The organism is Dorea sp. Marseille-P4042 (assembly GCF_900290215.1).
GTDB lineage: Bacteria > Bacillota > Clostridia > Lachnospirales > Lachnospiraceae > Dorea > Dorea formicigenerans.
The window spans coordinates 93,655-111,794 of sequence record NZ_OLMI01000003.1 but is presented as its reverse complement, the minus strand read 5'-3'; the positions used below and the strand labels follow the sequence as shown (position 1 = coordinate 111,794).

General features: G+C 41.9%; 20 protein-coding genes. 18 read left to right on the top strand and 2 right to left on the bottom strand.

What is annotated here, in order from left to right; all coding sequences use genetic code 11:
* The first annotated feature begins 9 nt into the window (after positions 1–9).
* From C7E02_RS19240 to thrH, 12 genes are all read left to right on the top strand, one after another.
* A complete protein-coding gene (locus tag C7E02_RS19240; protein ID WP_158683053.1) occupies positions 10–498 on the top strand; it encodes a hypothetical protein in 489 nt (162 codons plus the stop codon).
* A gap of 12 nt (positions 499–510) precedes the next feature.
* Entirely contained in the window at positions 511–1,005 is a 495-nt protein-coding gene (locus C7E02_RS13945) for a hypothetical protein (protein WP_105309895.1), read from the top strand.
* Between the two features lie 12 nt (positions 1,006–1,017).
* Positions 1,018–1,692: a hypothetical protein gene (locus C7E02_RS13940; protein WP_105309894.1), complete on the top strand. Its 675-nt coding sequence runs from the start codon at positions 1,018–1,020 to the stop codon at positions 1,690–1,692.
* A gap of 235 nt (positions 1,693–1,927) precedes the next feature.
* Positions 1,928–3,127, top strand: a complete 1,200-nt coding sequence (locus C7E02_RS13935; RefSeq protein ID WP_105309893.1) for an ATP-binding protein — start codon at positions 1,928–1,930, stop codon at positions 3,125–3,127.
* A 130-nt stretch (positions 3,128–3,257) separates the two neighbouring features.
* On the top strand, positions 3,258–3,560 hold the full coding sequence (locus tag C7E02_RS13930; protein WP_005339981.1) for a DUF1294 domain-containing protein: 303 nt from the start codon (positions 3,258–3,260) through the stop codon (positions 3,558–3,560).
* A gap of 142 nt (positions 3,561–3,702) precedes the next feature.
* Positions 3,703–5,016 carry a bifunctional folylpolyglutamate synthase/dihydrofolate synthase gene (locus C7E02_RS13925; RefSeq protein ID WP_105309892.1) on the top strand — a complete coding sequence of 438 codons (1,314 nt, stop codon included), beginning with the start codon at positions 3,703–3,705 and terminating at the stop codon, positions 5,014–5,016.
* A gap of 2 nt (positions 5,017–5,018) precedes the next feature.
* Complete coding sequence (gene folE, locus C7E02_RS13920; RefSeq protein ID WP_005339985.1) at positions 5,019–5,576, top strand: GTP cyclohydrolase I FolE; 558 nt, start codon at positions 5,019–5,021, stop codon at positions 5,574–5,576.
* A gap of 2 nt (positions 5,577–5,578) precedes the next feature.
* Entirely contained in the window at positions 5,579–6,094 is a 516-nt protein-coding gene (locus C7E02_RS13915) for an HD domain-containing protein (protein WP_105309891.1), read from the top strand.
* Positions 6,091–6,906: a dihydropteroate synthase gene (gene folP / locus C7E02_RS13910; protein ID WP_005339988.1), complete on the top strand. Its 816-nt coding sequence runs from the start codon at positions 6,091–6,093 to the stop codon at positions 6,904–6,906. The genes C7E02_RS13915 and folP overlap by 4 nt, the downstream gene beginning before the upstream one ends.
* 3 nt (positions 6,907–6,909) lie before the next feature.
* Complete coding sequence (gene folK / locus C7E02_RS13905; protein WP_005339990.1) at positions 6,910–7,734, top strand: 2-amino-4-hydroxy-6-hydroxymethyldihydropteridine diphosphokinase; 825 nt, start codon at positions 6,910–6,912, stop codon at positions 7,732–7,734.
* A gap of 88 nt (positions 7,735–7,822) precedes the next feature.
* Positions 7,823–10,384: a response regulator gene (locus tag C7E02_RS13900; protein ID WP_005339992.1), complete on the top strand. Its 2,562-nt coding sequence runs from the start codon at positions 7,823–7,825 to the stop codon at positions 10,382–10,384.
* Between the two features lie 71 nt (positions 10,385–10,455).
* On the top strand, positions 10,456–11,058 hold the full coding sequence (gene thrH / locus C7E02_RS13895) for a bifunctional phosphoserine phosphatase/homoserine phosphotransferase ThrH (protein ID WP_005339994.1): 603 nt from the start codon (positions 10,456–10,458) through the stop codon (positions 11,056–11,058).
* Between the two features lie 283 nt (positions 11,059–11,341).
* Here the strand turns inward: thrH and C7E02_RS13890 are convergent, their stop codons facing one another.
* Entirely contained in the window at positions 11,342–11,680 is a 339-nt protein-coding gene (locus tag C7E02_RS13890) for a helix-turn-helix domain-containing protein (protein ID WP_005339999.1), read from the bottom strand.
* A gap of 186 nt (positions 11,681–11,866) precedes the next feature.
* Positions 11,867–12,784, bottom strand: a complete 918-nt coding sequence (locus C7E02_RS13885) for a DMT family transporter (protein WP_005340002.1) — start codon at positions 12,782–12,784, stop codon at positions 11,867–11,869.
* A gap of 429 nt (positions 12,785–13,213) precedes the next feature.
* Between C7E02_RS13885 and C7E02_RS13880 the strand changes: the two genes are divergently transcribed.
* The 6 genes from C7E02_RS13880 to C7E02_RS13855 all read left to right on the top strand — a co-directional run bounded on the left by C7E02_RS13880 (position 13,214) and on the right by C7E02_RS13855 (position 18,118).
* A complete protein-coding gene (locus tag C7E02_RS13880) occupies positions 13,214–14,083 on the top strand; it encodes an N-acetylmuramoyl-L-alanine amidase family protein (protein WP_005340004.1) in 870 nt (289 codons plus the stop codon).
* A 231-nt stretch (positions 14,084–14,314) separates the two neighbouring features.
* On the top strand, positions 14,315–15,109 hold the full coding sequence (locus C7E02_RS13875) for a Cof-type HAD-IIB family hydrolase (protein ID WP_005340006.1): 795 nt from the start codon (positions 14,315–14,317) through the stop codon (positions 15,107–15,109).
* A 15-nt stretch (positions 15,110–15,124) separates the two neighbouring features.
* Positions 15,125–15,625 carry a GreA/GreB family elongation factor gene (locus tag C7E02_RS13870; RefSeq protein ID WP_005333729.1) on the top strand — a complete coding sequence of 167 codons (501 nt, stop codon included), beginning with the start codon at positions 15,125–15,127 and terminating at the stop codon, positions 15,623–15,625.
* Between the two features lie 327 nt (positions 15,626–15,952).
* Positions 15,953–16,774, top strand: a complete 822-nt coding sequence (thiM, locus tag C7E02_RS13865; RefSeq protein ID WP_005340009.1) for a hydroxyethylthiazole kinase — start codon at positions 15,953–15,955, stop codon at positions 16,772–16,774.
* Positions 16,761–17,405 carry a thiamine phosphate synthase gene (gene thiE, locus C7E02_RS13860; RefSeq protein WP_022278659.1) on the top strand — a complete coding sequence of 215 codons (645 nt, stop codon included), beginning with the start codon at positions 16,761–16,763 and terminating at the stop codon, positions 17,403–17,405. Before thiM ends, thiE begins: the two co-directional genes overlap by 14 nt.
* On the top strand, positions 17,399–18,118 hold the full coding sequence (locus tag C7E02_RS13855; RefSeq protein ID WP_105309890.1) for an HAD family hydrolase: 720 nt from the start codon (positions 17,399–17,401) through the stop codon (positions 18,116–18,118). The genes thiE and C7E02_RS13855 overlap by 7 nt, the downstream gene beginning before the upstream one ends.
* The last annotated feature ends 22 nt before the right edge of the window (positions 18,119–18,140 follow it).

Genomic DNA, 18,140 nt, shown 5'->3' with positions numbered 1-18,140 from the left:
GAAGAGCAGATGAGAGAAAAGGCAGGAAAAAATAAAATACTTATCATCATTATCATTTGTCTGTGTGCAGTCATCATTGCAGGATTAATTTATTTCCTGAAATGGAAAGGAGGTTCAGATTCGGCTTTTACGCCGGATCTGGATCCAAATGCGAAGACCCAGACGGCAGACGATACCGGGGAAAAGCCGACAGGAATCCGGATACCGGGCTATCCGTCCATTACGATCGAGGCAGACAAAAAAGACGTGCAGATGAACCTGATGAATCCGGAAGGAAATCCATGTTACTTTACATTTGAAATCGTGCTTAACGACACAGATGAGACGATTTACACATCGAAGATGGTGGAGCCGGGGAAAGCGATTACAGAGGTGACATTAGAGAAGGTACTTGCAGCGGGAGAATATCCGGCGACCATCAAGATTACGACAGCATCACTCGCCGATGGCTCGGCTATGAACGGGGCAAATGTAGAGACGACAATCATTGCACAGTAGGGAGGGAGAACGATGAAAAAGAGAAGTATAAGAACAGGAATTCTTTTTGCACTACTGACTCCGGTGCTGTTAATATGTGCAGAAAATCCAATCTATGCAGCCACCACCCAGACGGCGGGAAGCGCGACAGTCAGTTATCATGTGGACCCGGCTTACCAGGTGACGATTCCGGTAGATACAAGCATGCGGTTTAATGAGACAGAAACCTCTTACGGGAATATTGTAGTAGAGCAGGCGCAGATTGAGGATGGAAAATGTATCCAGGTGTCATTGCTATCTGATCTTAACTTAAAGAATTCCAACAATTCAAAGGCAGTGATTCCTTATCAGATTCTGGCGCAGGATGAGGCGGGAAGCCGGCCGTTTACATCAGCGCAGTATACAAAAGCCGGGGAAGAGACACCTCTTACTATCGCGATTAAAAAAGAAGACTGGAAGAAGGCGGCGGCCGGAGAGTACGCAGATACGGTGACATTTACGATATCATACGTGGACAAAAGTGAGTAAGGGGGCGTGTATATGAGGAAAAAGACAGAAAATTTGGATATCATTGTGGATAAAAAGACTGTCCGCATTACAACAGCAGTGTTTGTGACAGTGATGACTATGCTGGCTGCAATCGCAGCGATGTTTTTTACGACCATGTCCGTTCTGGCAGCAGATGCAGGAAGCTCATCGAATTCCCAGAGCATCATCCGTACAACCGTGCCGGACTCCCATAATATCCGTGTGGAAAAAAGTCACGCAGATGTAGTGATAGAAGGGGAAGAAGATCAGATAGAAGGCAACATAGATAACTTTGTTGTGGATCGTTTTGCCGAGCCGAAGATACGAATCACACCGGAAGAAGGATGGAAGGTTTCAAGGATTCTTCTGAACGGGGAAGACGTTACGGAACAGTTCCAGGACGGATATCTGACACTGGAAGAAGTCTGCGAGGATACGACACTGGTCATTGAGACAGCAGAAGATACCAGCGGCGGCGAAAGCAAAGACCCGGACAAAGATAAGGATAAAGGAACACCGGGCGGTGGAAACGGACAGGACTCGGGCAAGAAAACTCCGATGAATAAGCTGAAGAACCGGATGGCAGCAGTCACAGGAGATGAAGCAAGACCGATGCTTTATGTGCTGGCAGCAATTGCAGCGGTAGTTGTAATCAGTGTGACGGTTATAAGAAGAAAAAATAAATAACAAAAGGGCATATCGGTACAGATATCAAAAGATTTTATCCCCCCTCTCAGATGTCACGCATCTGGGAGGGGGAATTTTATAACCACATATGTATTAAATTAATTTCTATATCACCTGAAAAAATATGGAAAATAATATAGTTTTTTAGGTTTAACCTTAAAAACTGTTGAATACATAATGGAATTTAGGTAATATATAATATAGAAACATTAAACATGGAAAAAGGAGGCGTTCTATGATTTACAGACCAGATTATATGGATGCATTAAAAGCGTTTAAAGATAAACCTCTTGTAAAAATACTGACAGGTGTGCGGCGTTGTGGAAAATCTACAATTTTTCAAATGTTTAAAGAAGAACTTATAAGAGAGGGTGTCTCACAAGATTATATTATAGAGAAACGGTATACGGATATGGATATACCGGAGAGTATAACTGCAAAGCAGATGTATGAGGAATTGGCAGAAGATATAGGTGTGAAGGAACACTGTTATCTTCTGTTAGATGAAATACAAGAAGTACCAGGCTGGGAGAAGGCAATTAATAATTTATTAGAAGCCGGAAAGGCAGATATTTATATAACCGGTTCTAATTCCAAGTTAATGTCAAGTGAGATTTCGACCTATCTGACTGGACGTTATATACAAATTCCGGTTTTTACCTTATCTTATAAAGAGTATCTGGAATTTAAAAAAGAAAGTGATAAGTCAAAAACAGAGCTGCTGGAAGAGTATATTCGCTTTGGAGGATTTCCGATCATTGCACTTGGAGAATATGAATCGCAGCAGGCGTATCAGATAGTAAATGGAATTTATTACACGGTGGTTTCCCGCGATATTGTGAAACGCCATCGGATCAACAAACAGGATCTATTTGACAGAGTAGTAAAATATATTATTGAAAATGTAGGAAAAACATTTTCAGCAAACTCGATTTCCAATTTTTTGAAAAGTGAGCATCGGAAAATTTCTGTAGAAAGCGTTTACAATTATTTACGTTGGCTGGAACAGGCATTTATTATATATCCGTGTGCCCGTTATGACTTACAAGGGAAAAATATTTTAAAAACCCAGGAGAAGTATTATCTTTCCGATGTTTCTTTGAAGTATTCGCTTCTTGGTTACAATCGAAAAATGTTAGATGGGGTAATGGAAAATCTTGTTTTTCTTGAATTAAAACGACGCGGATATGAAGTATTTGTAGGAAAAAATGATACGAAAGAAATTGATTTTGTGGCGATCCGAAGAGAAGAAAAAATATATATTCAAGTGTGTGTGCAGATTCCACAGAATTCAGACAGAGAGGTGGGGAATTTGATGGCGATCCGAGATCATTATCCGAAATATGTGGTAACTTTAAATGAGATGGATAAGGGAATTGAAAATGGAATTAAGATTGTACATCTTTCCGAGTTTTTAGTGTCTGATTCTTTCTAATAAAAGCAGAACACATTTTCAAGCCGTTAGAAGCCATGAGATGGTGAAATCTTGTTTGAAAAGATTACGGAACATGTGGTAAAATAATAAAAACAGATAAGAATTACGAGAGGTAAAAGAGGGCGGAATTTTGGAATTTCGTCTTTTTATAAAAAACATGAACAAAAATTTTATCATTTATCTTTGTGTTATTAATATTATTACATTCCTGGCATTTGGCCAGGACAAATGGAAAGCGAAGAATGACGAGTGGCGAACTAGCGAGAAGACTCTTCTTGGGTTTGCCTGTATCGGTGGTTCTGTGGGAGCCTGGATCGGAATGCATGTATTCCACCATAAGACGAGGAAGAATGAATTCCGATACGGGATTCCGGCAATTTTTGCAGTGCAGGTGATTCTTACACTGATTCGATATTCAGGAATCTTGAGGTGATGAAATATACCATTACAAATGGAAAAAGTTATGGTATATTTTTTCGAAAAGATTCGCTTGTTATCAGGCGCTTACAGTGGTATGATAAGTCTAATATGTAAATATCATAGTAAATTTTATAAAAAAGAAGGGAACAAAAAACGTGACCTATAAAGAAGCAAGGGTATATTTGGACGAGATGTCGAAATACGGAAGTGTACTTGGCTTAGATACGATTCGAGGTCTGTTGCATGAGCTTGGTGATCCACAGGACGATCTTAAGTTCATACATATTGCAGGAACGAATGGCAAGGGCTCTGTGCTTGCGTACACTTCGACTATATTAAGTGAGGCTGGCTGCAGAACCGGGCGATATGTTTCTCCGACCGTTATGTCTTATCTGGAGAAGATCCAGGTGGACGGAACATGGATCTCGGAATCGGATTTTGCACAGAGTGTAGAGAAGATAAAGGAAGCGATTGCCAGTCTGAAAGCAAAGGGAGAACCACTCCCAACGCTATTTGAAGCAGAGACGGCAATGGCTTTTTTGTATTTTCGGAAAATGCATTGCGACATGGTCGTACTTGAGACCGGACTTGGCGGTGAGACGGACGCGACGAATATTGTGAAGAATACCATCTGTGCAGCATTTGCAACCATCAGCGTCGATCATCTTGGTGTGATTGGAGATACGCTGGAGGAGATCGCCCGGACGAAGTCGGGCATTATCAAACCTGGTTGTGCGGTAGTATCCGCGAGACAGACAGACGTTGTGAGAAATGTCCTGAAGAAAAAAGCAGAAGAGAAGAACTGCTCTTATGTAGAGGCGGAGCCAAAGAAAATGAAAATTCTGACGGACAGTTACGATGGAATCACATTTTCTTATAAAGAGTTTGAAAAGATGCATTCAAATCTTGCGGGGCAGTGCCAGAGAGAGAATCTTGCCACAGCGCTTGAGATTGTAAAGCAGTTAAGAACGCTTGGATATGAGATTCCGGACGAAGCAGTGCGGGACGGGCTTGCAAAAACCGTGTGGGAAGGCAGATTTACCTGCCTTAGAAAGAATCCGGTTTTTATCATAGACGGAGCGCATAATGAGGATGCTGCAATCAAACTGAGAACATCCATTGAGCGATACTTTAAAGGAAAGAAAATCCAGCTTATTATGGGAGTATTTCAGGATAAGGAGTATGAAAAGATTATAAGTATCCTGTGCCCGCTGGCAAAGAAGGTTTACACTGTAGAACTTCCGAACAAAGCCAGAAGCTTAAGTGCCGGGAAACTTGCGGACTGTGCCAGAAAATATTGCGAAGAAGCAGAAGCAAAAGACAGTATTCAGTCGGCGGTGGAATCAGCGACAGCAGCATGTGGTGCCGGAATGAATAATCAGGTAATCATCGCATGTGGTTCACTTTCTTATCTGGGAGAAGTGAAGCGGATTGTGGAAGAAAATAGAAAAATAGAAAAGAGCGAATAAAAATGATAGATCATGAAAAAGTAGAACAGGCAGTTCGGCTTTTATTAGAAGGAATAGGTGAAGATGTGAACCGGGAGGGGCTTATTGACACTCCGGACCGGATTGCAAGAATGTATGAAGAGATATACGGCGGCATGGAAGAAGATGCAGCAACACATTTGTCCAGGACATTTACAGTAGACAGCAGTGAGATGGTTGTGGAAAAAGATATTACATTTTACTCCACATGCGAACACCACCTGCTGCCATTTTACGGAAAAGTACATATCGGATATATCCCGGATGGAAAAGTCGTAGGACTGAGCAAGCTTGCAAGAACAGTAGAAGTATTTGCAAGAAGACTGCAGCTTCAGGAGCAGTTGACGGGACAGATTGCCGATGCGCTGATGGAGCATATGCAGGCAAAAGGCGCAATTGTGATGATCGAGGCGGAGCATATGTGCATGACTATGCGCGGAATCAAGAAGCCGGGAAGCCAGACAGTGACGCTGGCAAGACGTGGAGTCTTCGAGACAGACCCGGCACTGGAAGAACGATTTTTCCGCATGTTGGAGAGATAGCGATGCTGATGGAAAAGTATATAGAGATGCCGCGCCTCAATGCAGTCTGGAATCATCCACTTTATCAGAAGTATTACCGGGAAAATGAAAAAATGGAGCATGACCGTGAATTTTGTTGTCACCAGATCACACACCTTTTGGATGTAGCGCGGATTGCGTATATTAAGAATCTGGAAGCAGGTCTTGGCATTGATAAGGAGTTAATTTACACAGCAGCAATTTTACATGACATTGGAAAAGCTTTGCAGTACACGGACAAGATTCCTCACGAAATTGCAGGTGAGAAGATCGCAGGTGAGATTTTAGATACACTTTCGGAAAAGGATGCATTTTCAGAGACGGAACGGGCATGGATATTAGAAGCTGTGCGTGGACATCGCAGAAAATGTAACGGCATGTCGGAGGTTGCAAGACTATTTTATGAGTGTGACAAGCGTTCCAGAAATTGTTTTGTGTGTCCGGTAAAAGAGCAGTGTAATTGGAGCGAAGAAGAGAAGAATATGGAGATAAAGATATGATTATTGGCGGAAAGAAATTTGACGTAGAGCATGAAACTTATGTTATGGGAATCTTGAATGTAACACCGGATTCCTTTTCTGATGGTGGAAAATATAATGGCATGGATCAGGCAATGGAGCATGCAAGACAGATGGTCGAGGACGGCGCAGACATCATTGATGTAGGAGGCGAGTCTACAAGACCGGGACATATAATGATCACGGATGAGGAAGAAATTGCAAGAGTGACTCCGATCATTGAGAAACTGAAAAAAGAGTTTGATGTGCCAATCTCCATTGATACTTATAAAAGTAAGGTGGCAGAAGCAGCAGTTCAGGCAGGAGCAGATCTTGTGAATGATATCTGGGGATTGAAATACGACAAGAAGATTGCAGGTGTCATCGCAAAACATAACGTTGCCTGCTGCCTGATGCACAACCGTGACAATACAGAATATAGCAATTTCCTGGATGATTTTATGGAGGATATGCGGGAGTGTATACGTCTGGCAAAGGCAGCAGGGATTGCAGATGATAAGATTATTCTGGATCCGGGAGTTGGATTCGGAAAGACTTACGAGATGAATCTGGAGATTATTGACAAATTAGAAATCATGCAGAAGCTCAATTACCCAATCCTTCTTGGAACTTCCAGAAAATCTGTCATTGGTCTGACACTGGATCTGCCAGTCAATCAGCGGGAAGAAGGAACACTCGTGACGACGGTATACGGTGTTCAAAAAGGCAGTGCATTTGTGCGTGTCCATGATGTAAAGAAGAATAAGAGAGCCATTCAGATGACAAAAGCGCTTATGCGTGACCATGAGGTATAGAGGATGGAATTAGATCAGATTAAAATTGAAGGTCTGGAAATATTCGCAAATCACGGCGTATTTCCAGAAGAAAATGTACTGGGACAGAAGTTCATCGTGTCCGCAACACTTTATACAGACACAAGAAAAGCCGGAAAGACCGATGAGCTGACGGCATCGATCCATTACGGAGAAGTCAGTGCATTTATTACAGAATTTGTAAAATCACATACATACAAATTACTGGAGCGCGTGGCCGAAGAACTGGTAGAAGATATGCTTCAGAAGTTTGACGGGCTTGAAAAAGTAACACTGGAGATTCAGAAACCATGGGCACCGGTAGGACTTCCGCTTAAAACGGTCAGCGTTAGAATCACAAGAAGCTGGCACACGGCTTACATTGCCCTCGGATCTAACATGGGAGACAGCAGACAAATCCTGGACGATGCAGTGTCAGCAATTGACGCGCTTCCTGCAAGCAAAGTGGAAAAAGTCTCCGGATTTATTACAACCCCACCGTACGGTGTGACAGACCAGCCGGATTTTCTGAATGGCTGTCTGAGAATGAAAACTCTTTATTATCCGAAGGAACTCCTTAGAGAACTGAACCGGATTGAAAAGGAAGCCGGAAGAGAGCGGATCATTCACTGGGGACCAAGAACGCTGGATCTGGATATCATTTTCTATGACGATCTGATCAGTCAGGAGGATGACTTATGCATTCCCCATGTTGAAATGCATAAACGTTCTTTTGTACTGGAGCCTTTGGAGGAAATCGCACCATACAAACGGCACCCGGGAAATGGAAAGACCGTACGACAGATGTTGGAAGAGCTTACTATTTCATAAAAGTAAGAGAGAATACGGCCTATGAGAAAAGAAAGACCACGTGCAGACAGATAAAAACAGATAACCAGATAAGAAAAGAGGTGGCCTTATGAGTCTGACAGAGAACCATACAATAGCGGAATTATTGTATGAAAATGGAAAGTTAAGCGCAGAACTGGAAGCGGAACGATTTATGATCGAGCAGATTACAAGTCTTAGCAGTACAGAGCTGATCGACGATGGAATCAATACCGTGTTACGTGAAGTCGGTGAGTATACATGCGCAGACCGTGCCTATGTATTTGAAATTAATGAAGACTATACAACAACCAATACATATGAATGGTGCAAAGAAGGGGTGACACCACAGATTGATAATCTGAAAGGAATTCCTTTCGAGAGTATGCCAAACTGGATACATCTGTTCCTGCAGGGGGAAAATATCCTGATGGAGGAACTGGAGGATATCAAAGCGGAGATGCCCCAGGAATACGGACTTTTAAAGTTCCAGAATGTTCAGACGCTGATTGCCTTTCCCATTTCTATCCACGGAAAATTAATGGGTTTTGTGGGCGTGGATAATCCGGATATGAAGAAATCCAGACTGATCCGAAGGCTGCTTTCCCTGTTGGGCTATCATATCGGAGTAGTAGTTGATGCTTATAAGAAAGAATGTACAAAGCTTGAGATGGCATCTATCAAGTCCAGGCAGAAATACCGCAGGAATATAGAAGAAATCTTTTGCGGAGCACAGATTGGTATCTGGTCGATTATCAGGCAAGAGGGAAAAGAACCGGTGATGGAGGCCGATGCAAATATGCGTGAGCTTCTGGGGCTGACGAAAGGTACCACAAGTGAGGAATGTTACCGTATATGGAGAGACAATATTCCATCGGAATATACGGAAAAAGTGGACAACTGTGTGAAAGAAACTTTGGAAAAAGGATATGCTGACGTCATTTATCCGTGGCACCATCCGACTCGTGGAAAAATCTGGATCCGATGTGGAGGAGTGCGGCCGAAAGATTATGAGAGAATCGGAGTCTGCATACGTGGTTATCATCAGGATATTACTAAGAACATCGAGCGGGAAATGCGATTTCGAAGTCTAAAAGCTGCAACAAGTGAGATTTATTATGCAATCTATAATATAAATCTGAACACAGATTATATGGAGCAGATTTCTGAACCAAATAAAATGTACAAAATTGCAAATGACAGAGGAATTGCATCTGAAAAGCTGATGGAATTTTGTACATTTCAGATTCATGAAGATTATCAGGAAGAAATGCGAAAGTTCTTTGACTTGTCAACACTGGGGGAACGGTTAAAAGAGAAGAACTTTGTCAGCCGGGAATATCCGAATAAGCAGGGAATCTGGAGATGTGCATTATTTATCGCGCAGGAGAAAGTTCCGACAGAATCCGTAACAGAAGTGCTGTATGTGACGCAGATTATTGATGATTATAAGCAGAAAGAGCTGGCTTATCAGCAAGAGCTGGTTAAGGCATTGAAAGAGGCAAGAATTGCTAATGATGCCAAGGCAGAATTCCTTCGGAAAATGTCCCATGATATCCGGACTCCGATCAATGGCATCATGGGTATGCTGGATATTGAAGAGAAAAACTGGGATGCTCCAGAAAGATTGAAAGAATGCCATGAAAAAATGAAAGTGACAGCAGGTAATCTTTTGCAGCTTGTAAACGATGTGCTGGATATGAACAGATTGGAGACAAGCGGGCTGGAAGTAGAACATAAGCCATTTGATATCCGGGAAGTACTTAGAGGCTGTTGGACAGATCTGGAATCCCAGGCAGAGAAAATGGGACTGGAGCTGGAAAAGATCGGAGTGTCAGAAATTGAATGTCCACATGTAGTGGGAAGTCCGATGCATTTCCGTCAGATATTTGCAAATATCCTTAGTAATGCAGTAAAATATAATAAAATCCATGGTAAGATCACGCTTCGTGTAGATATGGTATCACGGACAGAAGATGATGTAGTGTATCGATTCTCTGTCTCAGATACTGGAATTGGCATGAGTGAAGAATTTCAGAAACATATTTTTGAAACATTTACACAGGAAGATACAGGAGCTCGTACCGTTTACCGAGGAACCGGTCTTGGTATGGCAATTTCAAAGAAGCTAGTGGATACTTTGGGTGGCACGATTAAGATAAAGAGTAAAAAGGATGTAGGAAGTACATTTATATTAGTTCTTCCATTTGCAATTGACAGGGGTTTTGAAAATGTAAGTGTACAGTCAGAGGCGGAGATGTCCAATGTGGAAGGTATGCACGTATTGCTTGTAGAAGACAATGAGCTGAATCTGGAAATTGCCCGGTATCTTCTGGAAGAATCAGGAGTACAGGTAACAGCTGCAAAAAATGGACAGGAGGCACTGGATATCTTTGAACAATCAGGGGAACAGGAGATTGACCTGATTCTGATGGATATTATGATGCCGGTCATGGACGGTCTTGAAGCGACCAGAAGAATCCGTACATGCACTCACCCACGGGGTGCAACTGTACCGATTATTGCAATTTCAGCAAATGCATTTGCTGACGATATTCAGAAAGCAAAAAATGCCGGTATGAATGAGCATCTGGCGAAGCCATTTGAAATGGAGAAGGTGCTTCGTGCGATTTCAAGGTATCACAAGGTGTAGAGTAAAAAAATATAATGGAAGGCTTTTGTACTCAACATCATCTTATGACATATAAAGAGGAGGAAAGAATGATGGATATCACATGTTTAGACGTAGAAGGAGTATTAGTACCGGAAATTTGGATTGCTTTTGCCAAGGCAAGTAATATTCCGGAACTTAAGAAGACAACAAGAGATGAGCCTGATTATGACAAACTTATGAAATGGCGTCTTGGTATTTTAAAGGAGCATGGTCTTGGATTGAAGGAAATTCAAGAGACAATCGCCAAGATCGATCCGCTTCCGGGAGCAAAAGAGTTTTTAGATGAGCTCCGTACATTTAGTCAGGTGATTCTTATCAGTGATACATTTACACAGTTTGCAACACCACTGATGGAGAAATTAGGATGGCCTACATTGTTCTGTAACACACTGGAGGTTGCGGAAGATGGAGAGATTACCGGATTCAAGATGCGTGTAGAACAGTCGAAACTCAGTACAGTCAAAGCACTGCAGTCTATCGGATTTGACACAATCGCAAGTGGAGATTCTTATAATGACCTTGGCATGATTCAGGCTAGTAAAGCTGGATTTTTATTTAGAAGTACCGATAAGATCAAAGCAGACTATCCACAGATCCCGGCATATGAAACATATGATGAACTGTTAAGTGCAATTAAAGAAGCAATGAAATAAATTTATAAAAAGACCAGCCGGGTATTCTTCATGATGAGCTTATTTTCTATAACTGCTGCGCCGCTTATTTCTGTGAGATTATACAAACTCACCGATAAATCGGTTCAAACAGTGTATAATCACACAGACTATGCTCGCAGCTATCACGAAAATAACTCAATTCATGAAGAATACCCGGTTGGTTTTATATATTATTTATCTTATTGCAATAAAAAAGATGCCAGGTTAATCTGCGTGATAAAAACACAGATTGCTGGCATCTTATAAAATCAATAAGTATAAATTAAATCCAGATTCTTAATGTATTGATTAATTTCTGTTTTTCCAGATCATTCATCTGAGCTACAAGATGCATAACTTCATTGTCCAGAGCGTTCTCTTTATAAGCAGGCTCCAGAGAACCAACAAGAGAATCCAGTGTTGTATTCATAAGCTTTGCATAGTAGATCAGGATACGAAGAGACATTGCTGTACGATTGTTCTCTACGTTGCTGATATATCCTGGTGTTACGTGCAGGGCATCTGCGACCTCTGCCTGTGTCAGATTCATCTCCTGGCGTAATTTCTTCACGCGGGAGCCAAGGTTTTCTTCAAAATTGCCGTCTTTTTGATTTTTATTCATAATGACCTCCATGATCAAATTTTTTCTTTTAAGTACAATAATAAGTATACTTAGAATTATACTATAAATAATCAAGAAGTGCAACGTTGGAGATTAGTTGTAATCTCATTTTTTGCACATTAAACCGAATGCCGAGGCATTCTTGAATAGGAAAATAAAACAAATTTCCGGGAAAAGAGGGAGTAATCACGCTTCATGGGTGCTTGCAGCAATCACGACACCGACCATAATCAGAAATGCCCCAATTGCTCCTTGCAGAGATAATTTCTCATGGAGAAAAATATAGGCAAAAATCATAGAAAATACTGGTTCCAGTGCGAAAAGCATGCTGGTATGTTCCGGAGATGTGTATTCTTGAGCAACTGGCTGAACGATAAATCCAAAAGCACTGCAGATGATCGCCAGACCAAGAATTGCGCCCCACTGCGCGCCACTGCCTGGAAGTGAGGGAGTCTCAAATAAAAATGTAAAGATCACACCATACAGACCGGTAAATCCAAGTTGCCAGATTCCAAGAAGAAAGCTGTCAGTTTCTTTTGTAAAATGATCCATCAGAATAATCTGGATGGTGTAGGAAAATGCACTGAGGATACATAAAATATCTCCAAGATTAATTGTAAAGGTGGAGAGAAATGTAAGCAGGCAGATTCCAAGTAAAGCCAAAAGGACTCCAAGAGTTGTACGTTTGGATGGCAGTTTGTGCTTTAAAAAACTGTGTACTACCGGTACGAATACAGACACAATACCAACCAGGAATCCAGCATTGGAAGCGGTCGTGTATTTCATTCCCGGAACAAGAAAAGCAAACACACCAAACAGAAGCAGTCCGAGAATACTTCCATATCCAAGAGTGCGAAGGTTCATCAGCTTCATTTTCGGCAAGAAAACCAGTGCAACGGTAATAAATGCAATGCAAAAACGCAGTGCTATAATGGAGAATGGTGGCATTCCTGTCAGCCCGATTTTCATCAGAAGATATGAACAGCCCCAGGTCATGGCTACGATGGCAATCAGAATATTGGCCTGTCCCTGTGATAGCCCTTTTTTCGTTGTTGTATTAGCAGTTGCAGATTTTGTTATAGTGTTTTTACGTTCCCCAGACATAATAGGCACTCCTTTAACAGTTGTATATCAGCCGGGAGATGACTCCCACCTCGCAGCAAGAATGCCGAGGCATTCTTGAATTGGTAAATCTCTCAATGAATGATAATACCGTTATTCTTATTGTACATGGTTTACGGAAATTTGAAAAGAGTAGATATGAAAGGAGTGTTCTAGACACAGCGAAGCCCCGCGGGTGCGTTCCCGGCGAGGCTTCGTGTGCTGTTATAGTTATATAAAGGAATGAGAGTAAGTGCTTTTCGCACTTCTATGAGGGGGTGATAGCTGATGTCTTTCTCAACTATCTGTCATTTAGTATAAGAGGAAAATGTGACGAAAGTATGTTGAAACTCTTAAACAAATCGAAAATTTATAAAAAACCACTTAAGAAATAATAAAGTTATGGTAGAATAGTACTTACGGAGGTGGAATATGAAAAAAAGAGTATTGTTACTGGGACTTGTAGTGCTTATGGTACTTACAGGCTGTGGGACAACAGAGAAAGAAACGAAGACAAAGGAAAAAGATCCAGACAAACTGGTATTAAATATAGAAGATAAAAAAGAAGACAATATACAAGAGGAACAGACAGATATGCAGGAACAGGCTTCACAGCCAGACGGACAATCACAGGCAGAAGAGGCGAATGAACAACAGCCGCAGAAAAATGGACATTTGATTGCGATTGATGCAGGACATCAGGCAAAGGGGAATAGCGAGAAAGAACCGGTCGGTCCAGGTTCTTCTGAAATGAAAGCAAAGGTGGCTTCCGGGACAAGTGGTAAGACATCAGGGCTTCAGGAATATGAACTGACATTGGCTGTTTCTATGAAGCTGAAAGAAGAATTGATGAACCGTGGGTATGATGTTTTGATGATACGAGAGACGAACGACGTAAATGTATCGAATGCAGAGCGTGCACAGATTGCAAACAATGCCAATGTCGATGCATTTATCCGTGTTCATGCCAATGGTTCAGATAGCAGCAGTGCCAATGGCATGATGACGATCTGTCAGACTGCTTCCAATCCATATAATGGAAATCTATATTCCCAAAGTCAGGCACTTTCTACAGATATTTTAGACCAGATGGTAGCAGCGACCGGAGCAAAAAGAGAGCGTGTCTGGGAGACAGATACCATGAGTGGAATCAACTGGGCACAGGTTCCGACGACCATTGTGGAGATGGGATATATGAGTAATCCGACGGAAGATCAGAAGATGGCGACAGACGAATATCAGTGGCAGATCGTAACCGGGATTGCCAATGGCGTGGATCAGTATTTTGGAATTGCGAGATAAAAACGGAAATACATCACAGTAATCCAGCTTTTTATCTCAGTCGAGAAGACTCCCACTTCAGGTGGTGAGTAGTAGCAAATTTGTCTCAGTGGGAGTCCAATCTCCGACTGAGATAAACGCTCCGCGAGGATGCGCAGTGATTCTGATAGGAATATGTCAGATTTGCTGACCAGAATCATGCGCCAAGTCTCATGGATGTTCGACTTGAACTAGATATAGAGGAGAGACAGAATGAATAACGCAGCATTATTTTTTGATGTGGATGGTACATTGATTGACGAACAGACGAAGATAGTGCCGGAAAGTACACTTCGTGCATTGAAGCAGGCGAGAGAAAACGGACATCTTGTGTTTATCAATACAGGTCGTACATCTTGTAATACATTGGATTCTATGAAGCACATACCGGTAGACGGATATGTGTGCGGTTGTGGAACGGAAATCATTTATCAGGGAAATGTGCTGATGCACAGTACACTGACCAAGGAGCAGTGCAGACGTTACATACAGGTGATTCAGGAGTGTCATATGGAAGGAGTTCTGGAAGCCAGTGATGATTTATATTTTCCCCAAAATAGTTCCCGTTTTCCGGAAATCGAAGATATTAGACAGCGCATGGGAAAAGCCTGGGGATTAGGCTGTAAGAAATATATTGAGGATGGCGGATTCATTTATGATAAAATGTTCTTACTCTCTGATCAGACAAGTGATGTAGTAAAATTCATAGAGGAAGTCCGTGACGATCTGGCAGTCATCGATCGGAGACATGGAAGTTATGAGTGTATTCAAAAGCAATATACAAAAGCGACCGGGATTGAGTATATGAGGAAATATCTTGGCTATGACATGGATCAGATATATGTATTTGGAGATAGCAGCAATGATCTGGCGATGTTCGAATACGCCACACATACAGTAGCGATGAAAGAGCATGATTCTGTATTGGATCCATATACAGAATATGTGACGGACAGTGTGATGAATGACGGAATTGAAAAAGCAATGAAACATTATCAATTAATATAGAAGGGACTGTATCATATGGGAGAACAACTGACAGAAAGTGATGTAAAGAAAATAAAGGAAGAAATTGAGTACCGAAAGATTGTTGTCCGTAAAAAAGAGCTGGAAGCAGTAAAAGAGGCAAGAGCACAGGGAGACTTGAGCGAGAACTTTGAGTATAAAGCAGCGAAGCAGGATAAGAACCGCAACGAAAGCCGTATCCGTTATCTAGAGAGAATGTTAAAAACTGCCAACATTGTGTCTGATGATTCAAAAGAAGACGAGATAGGAATTAATAATACCGTGGATCTTTATTTTGAAGATGATGAAGAAGTGGAGACATACCGGATTGTGACAAGTGTCCGAGGAAATTCCCTGGCAGGACTGATCAGCATCGAGTCACCGCTTGGAAAAGCAGTACTTGGACATAAAGTTGGTGACCGCGTGAAAATACCGGCAGGAGATGACGGATATTATGTGGTAGTAAAGAGGATTGATAAGACTACCGATGACAGTCATGATACGTTAAGAAAATATTAGTAAAAGTGAAAAAATATTTTTGAGAATATTGCAAAGGAAATATGTATATACTATAAGAGAAAAGTGTGCTATAATTAATAAACTTGTAAAATTTTGTCTATTATGTATAATATATATGAAATGAATAACGAACAACAGGGGGCTTGCGTATCAAGCAGGCTGAGATTGGGATGAATGCCCTGACCTGCAACCTGATTTGGATAATGCCAACGTAGGGAAAGAGATGCGTAAATGTTAGCAGGTATATCTTTTATTAGGTATATCTGCTATTTGTGTTAGCAATATAAAAATCAGCGAATGTTCACAACACAAAAAGGAGAGAGAATTATGCTAGGTACATGTTTACAGAACGTTAGAGAAAAAGGACCGCTTGTCCATAATATTACGAATTATGTTACGGTCAATGATGTAGCAAATGTGATTCTTGCGTGTGGTGCAAGCCCAATCATGTCAGATGAGCCGCAGGACGTGCAGGATATCACTGCAATTTGCGGAGGTCTGAACATCAATATTGGAACGCTGAATGTAAGAACGATTGAAGGAATGCTGGCGGCAGGGCATAAGGCAAATGAATTAAGTCATATGGTTCTGCTTGATCCGGTTGGTGCAGGAGCAAGTTCGCTTAGAACGAATACAGCTGTCAACTTGATGCAGGAAATAAAGTTTGACGTAATTCGTGGAAATATTTCCGAAATCAAGACATTAGCTGCAGGAAGCGGTACTACAAAGGGTGTTGACGCTGATGTAGCTGACGCAGTGACAGAAGAAAATCTGGACGAAGCAGTTGTATTTGCAAAAGCATTTTCTGAAAAATCCGGAAGTATAGTTGCAATTACAGGAGCAATTGATCTTGTCAGCGATGGCAGAAAATGTTACGTGATTCGTAATGGACGTCCGGAAATGGGAAGAATTACAGGAACAGGCTGCCAGTTATCCGGACTGATGACAGCATATCTTGTTGCAAATCCTGAGCAGAAGCTTGAGGCGGCAGCAGCGGCAGTTTGTACGATGGGACTTGCCGGTGAGATTGGATGGAGCTACATGCAGAAAGGTGACGGTAATTCTACCTACAGAAACAGAATTATTGATGCTATTTATAACATGACAAAAGAGCAGTTAGACGAAGGAGCAAAATATGAAGTGCGATAAAAAAGATTTGCTGCTATATGCAGTGACAGACAGAAGCTGGCTGAACGCAGAGACACTTTACAGTCAGGTTGAGAAGGCACTGGAAGGTGGAGCTACATTTGTACAGCTTCGTGAGAAACATCTCGATCACGATGCTTTTCTTCAGGAGGCAAAGGAAATCAAGGAATTGTGTGCAAAATATCAGGTACCGTTTGTGCTGGACGATGATGTGGAGCTTGCACTGGAAGTTGGCGCGGACGGAGTTCATGTAGGACAAAGTGATATGGAAGCAGGAGATGTCCGGGCAAAGCTTGGTGAAGATAAGATTGTCGGAGTTTCAGCACAGACAGTGGAGCAGGCACTTCTCGCTCAGGAGCGCGGAGCAGACTATCTTGGAGTCGGAGCCGTATTTCCGACCAGTTCCAAAGATGACGCAGTAGAAGTTGACCATGAGATGGTAAAAGCAATTTGTGAGGCTGTAGATATTCCAGTTATCGCAATTGGCGGCATCACAAAAGATAATGTGCAGGAGTTGTCAGGCTGTGGACTTTGTGGAATCGCAGTTATCAGCGCTATTTTCGCAAAACCGGATATTAAGAAAGCAACAGAAGAGCTGAAAGCAGCCACCGAGAAGATGGTGAAAGCATGTTAGAAAATAAATCTGACGTGGAGAAAAATGCATCAGAGCAGAAATGTTGTGGAAAAGTTCCTGTACAGAATATGGGTGGTGTTATCTTAGACATAGACGGGACAGTTCTGGATTCTATGTCCATCTGGCAGGACGCAGGAGTGAGATACCTTGCGAGTCAGCAGATTGAAGCGGAGCCTGGACTTGCCGAGAAGATTTATTATATGTCTATCCCGGAGGCTGCATTATATATGCGGACACGCTATGGGCTTGAACAATCTGTAGAAGAAATCAGTCAGGGAATCAAAGATGTAGTGAGAGATTTCTACTATTATGAGGCACCGTTAAAAGCCGGAGTAAAAGAATTTCTACAAAAAATGTCAGATAGAAAGATTCCGGTCGTGGCAGCGACAGCCAGTGATGAAGATCACCTGGAACATGCATTTACACGTCTTGGGGTAAGCCAGTATTTTAAACACACTTTTACATGCGCGCAGGCAGGAGCCGGAAAGCAGAGCCCGGCAGTCTATCATATGGCAGCTGGATTTTTAGGCAGGAATCCGGAAGAACTGTATGTTTTTGAAGATGCATTGTATGCAATCCAGACAGCAAAACTGGCAGGATATCATACGGTTGGCGTGTATGACGAAGAAAGTAAAGAAGATCAGGAAATGATTCGTGAAGAAGCAGACATTTATATGGAAAGCTTCAAAGAGGCAGATATATTTTTCAAATAGAGTAAAAAAGGAAAGGTAAAAT

Bases quoted from the DNA above. Each gene is read 5' to 3' on its own strand.
- C7E02_RS13900 (WP_005339992.1), top strand. From the start codon at position 7,823: ATGAGTCTGACAGAGAACCATACAATAGCGGAATTATTGTATGAAAAT.
- C7E02_RS13885 (WP_005340002.1), bottom strand. From the start codon at position 12,784: ATGTCTGGGGAACGTAAAAACACTATAACAAAATCTGCAACTGCTAAT.
- C7E02_RS19240 (WP_158683053.1), top strand. From the start codon at position 10: ATGAGAGAAAAGGCAGGAAAAAATAAAATACTTATCATCATTATCATT.
- folP (WP_005339988.1), top strand. From the start codon at position 6,091: ATGATTATTGGCGGAAAGAAATTTGACGTAGAGCATGAAACTTATGTT.
- C7E02_RS13940 (WP_105309894.1), top strand. From the start codon at position 1,018: ATGAGGAAAAAGACAGAAAATTTGGATATCATTGTGGATAAAAAGACT.
- C7E02_RS13935 (WP_105309893.1), top strand. From the start codon at position 1,928: ATGATTTACAGACCAGATTATATGGATGCATTAAAAGCGTTTAAAGAT.
- C7E02_RS13870 (WP_005333729.1), top strand. From the start codon at position 15,125: ATGGGAGAACAACTGACAGAAAGTGATGTAAAGAAAATAAAGGAAGAA.
- thiE (WP_022278659.1), top strand. From the start codon at position 16,761: ATGAAGTGCGATAAAAAAGATTTGCTGCTATATGCAGTGACAGACAGA.
- thiM (WP_005340009.1), top strand. From the start codon at position 15,953: ATGCTAGGTACATGTTTACAGAACGTTAGAGAAAAAGGACCGCTTGTC.
- folK (WP_005339990.1), top strand. From the start codon at position 6,910: ATGGAATTAGATCAGATTAAAATTGAAGGTCTGGAAATATTCGCAAAT.
- C7E02_RS13880 (WP_005340004.1), top strand. From the start codon at position 13,214: ATGAAAAAAAGAGTATTGTTACTGGGACTTGTAGTGCTTATGGTACTT.
- C7E02_RS13855 (WP_105309890.1), top strand. From the start codon at position 17,399: ATGTTAGAAAATAAATCTGACGTGGAGAAAAATGCATCAGAGCAGAAA.
- thrH (WP_005339994.1), top strand. From the start codon at position 10,456: ATGGATATCACATGTTTAGACGTAGAAGGAGTATTAGTACCGGAAATT.
- folE (WP_005339985.1), top strand. From the start codon at position 5,019: ATGATAGATCATGAAAAAGTAGAACAGGCAGTTCGGCTTTTATTAGAA.
- C7E02_RS13890 (WP_005339999.1), bottom strand. From the start codon at position 11,680: ATGAATAAAAATCAAAAAGACGGCAATTTTGAAGAAAACCTTGGCTCC.
- C7E02_RS13945 (WP_105309895.1), top strand. From the start codon at position 511: ATGAAAAAGAGAAGTATAAGAACAGGAATTCTTTTTGCACTACTGACT.
- C7E02_RS13915 (WP_105309891.1), top strand. From the start codon at position 5,579: ATGCTGATGGAAAAGTATATAGAGATGCCGCGCCTCAATGCAGTCTGG.
- C7E02_RS13875 (WP_005340006.1), top strand. From the start codon at position 14,315: ATGAATAACGCAGCATTATTTTTTGATGTGGATGGTACATTGATTGAC.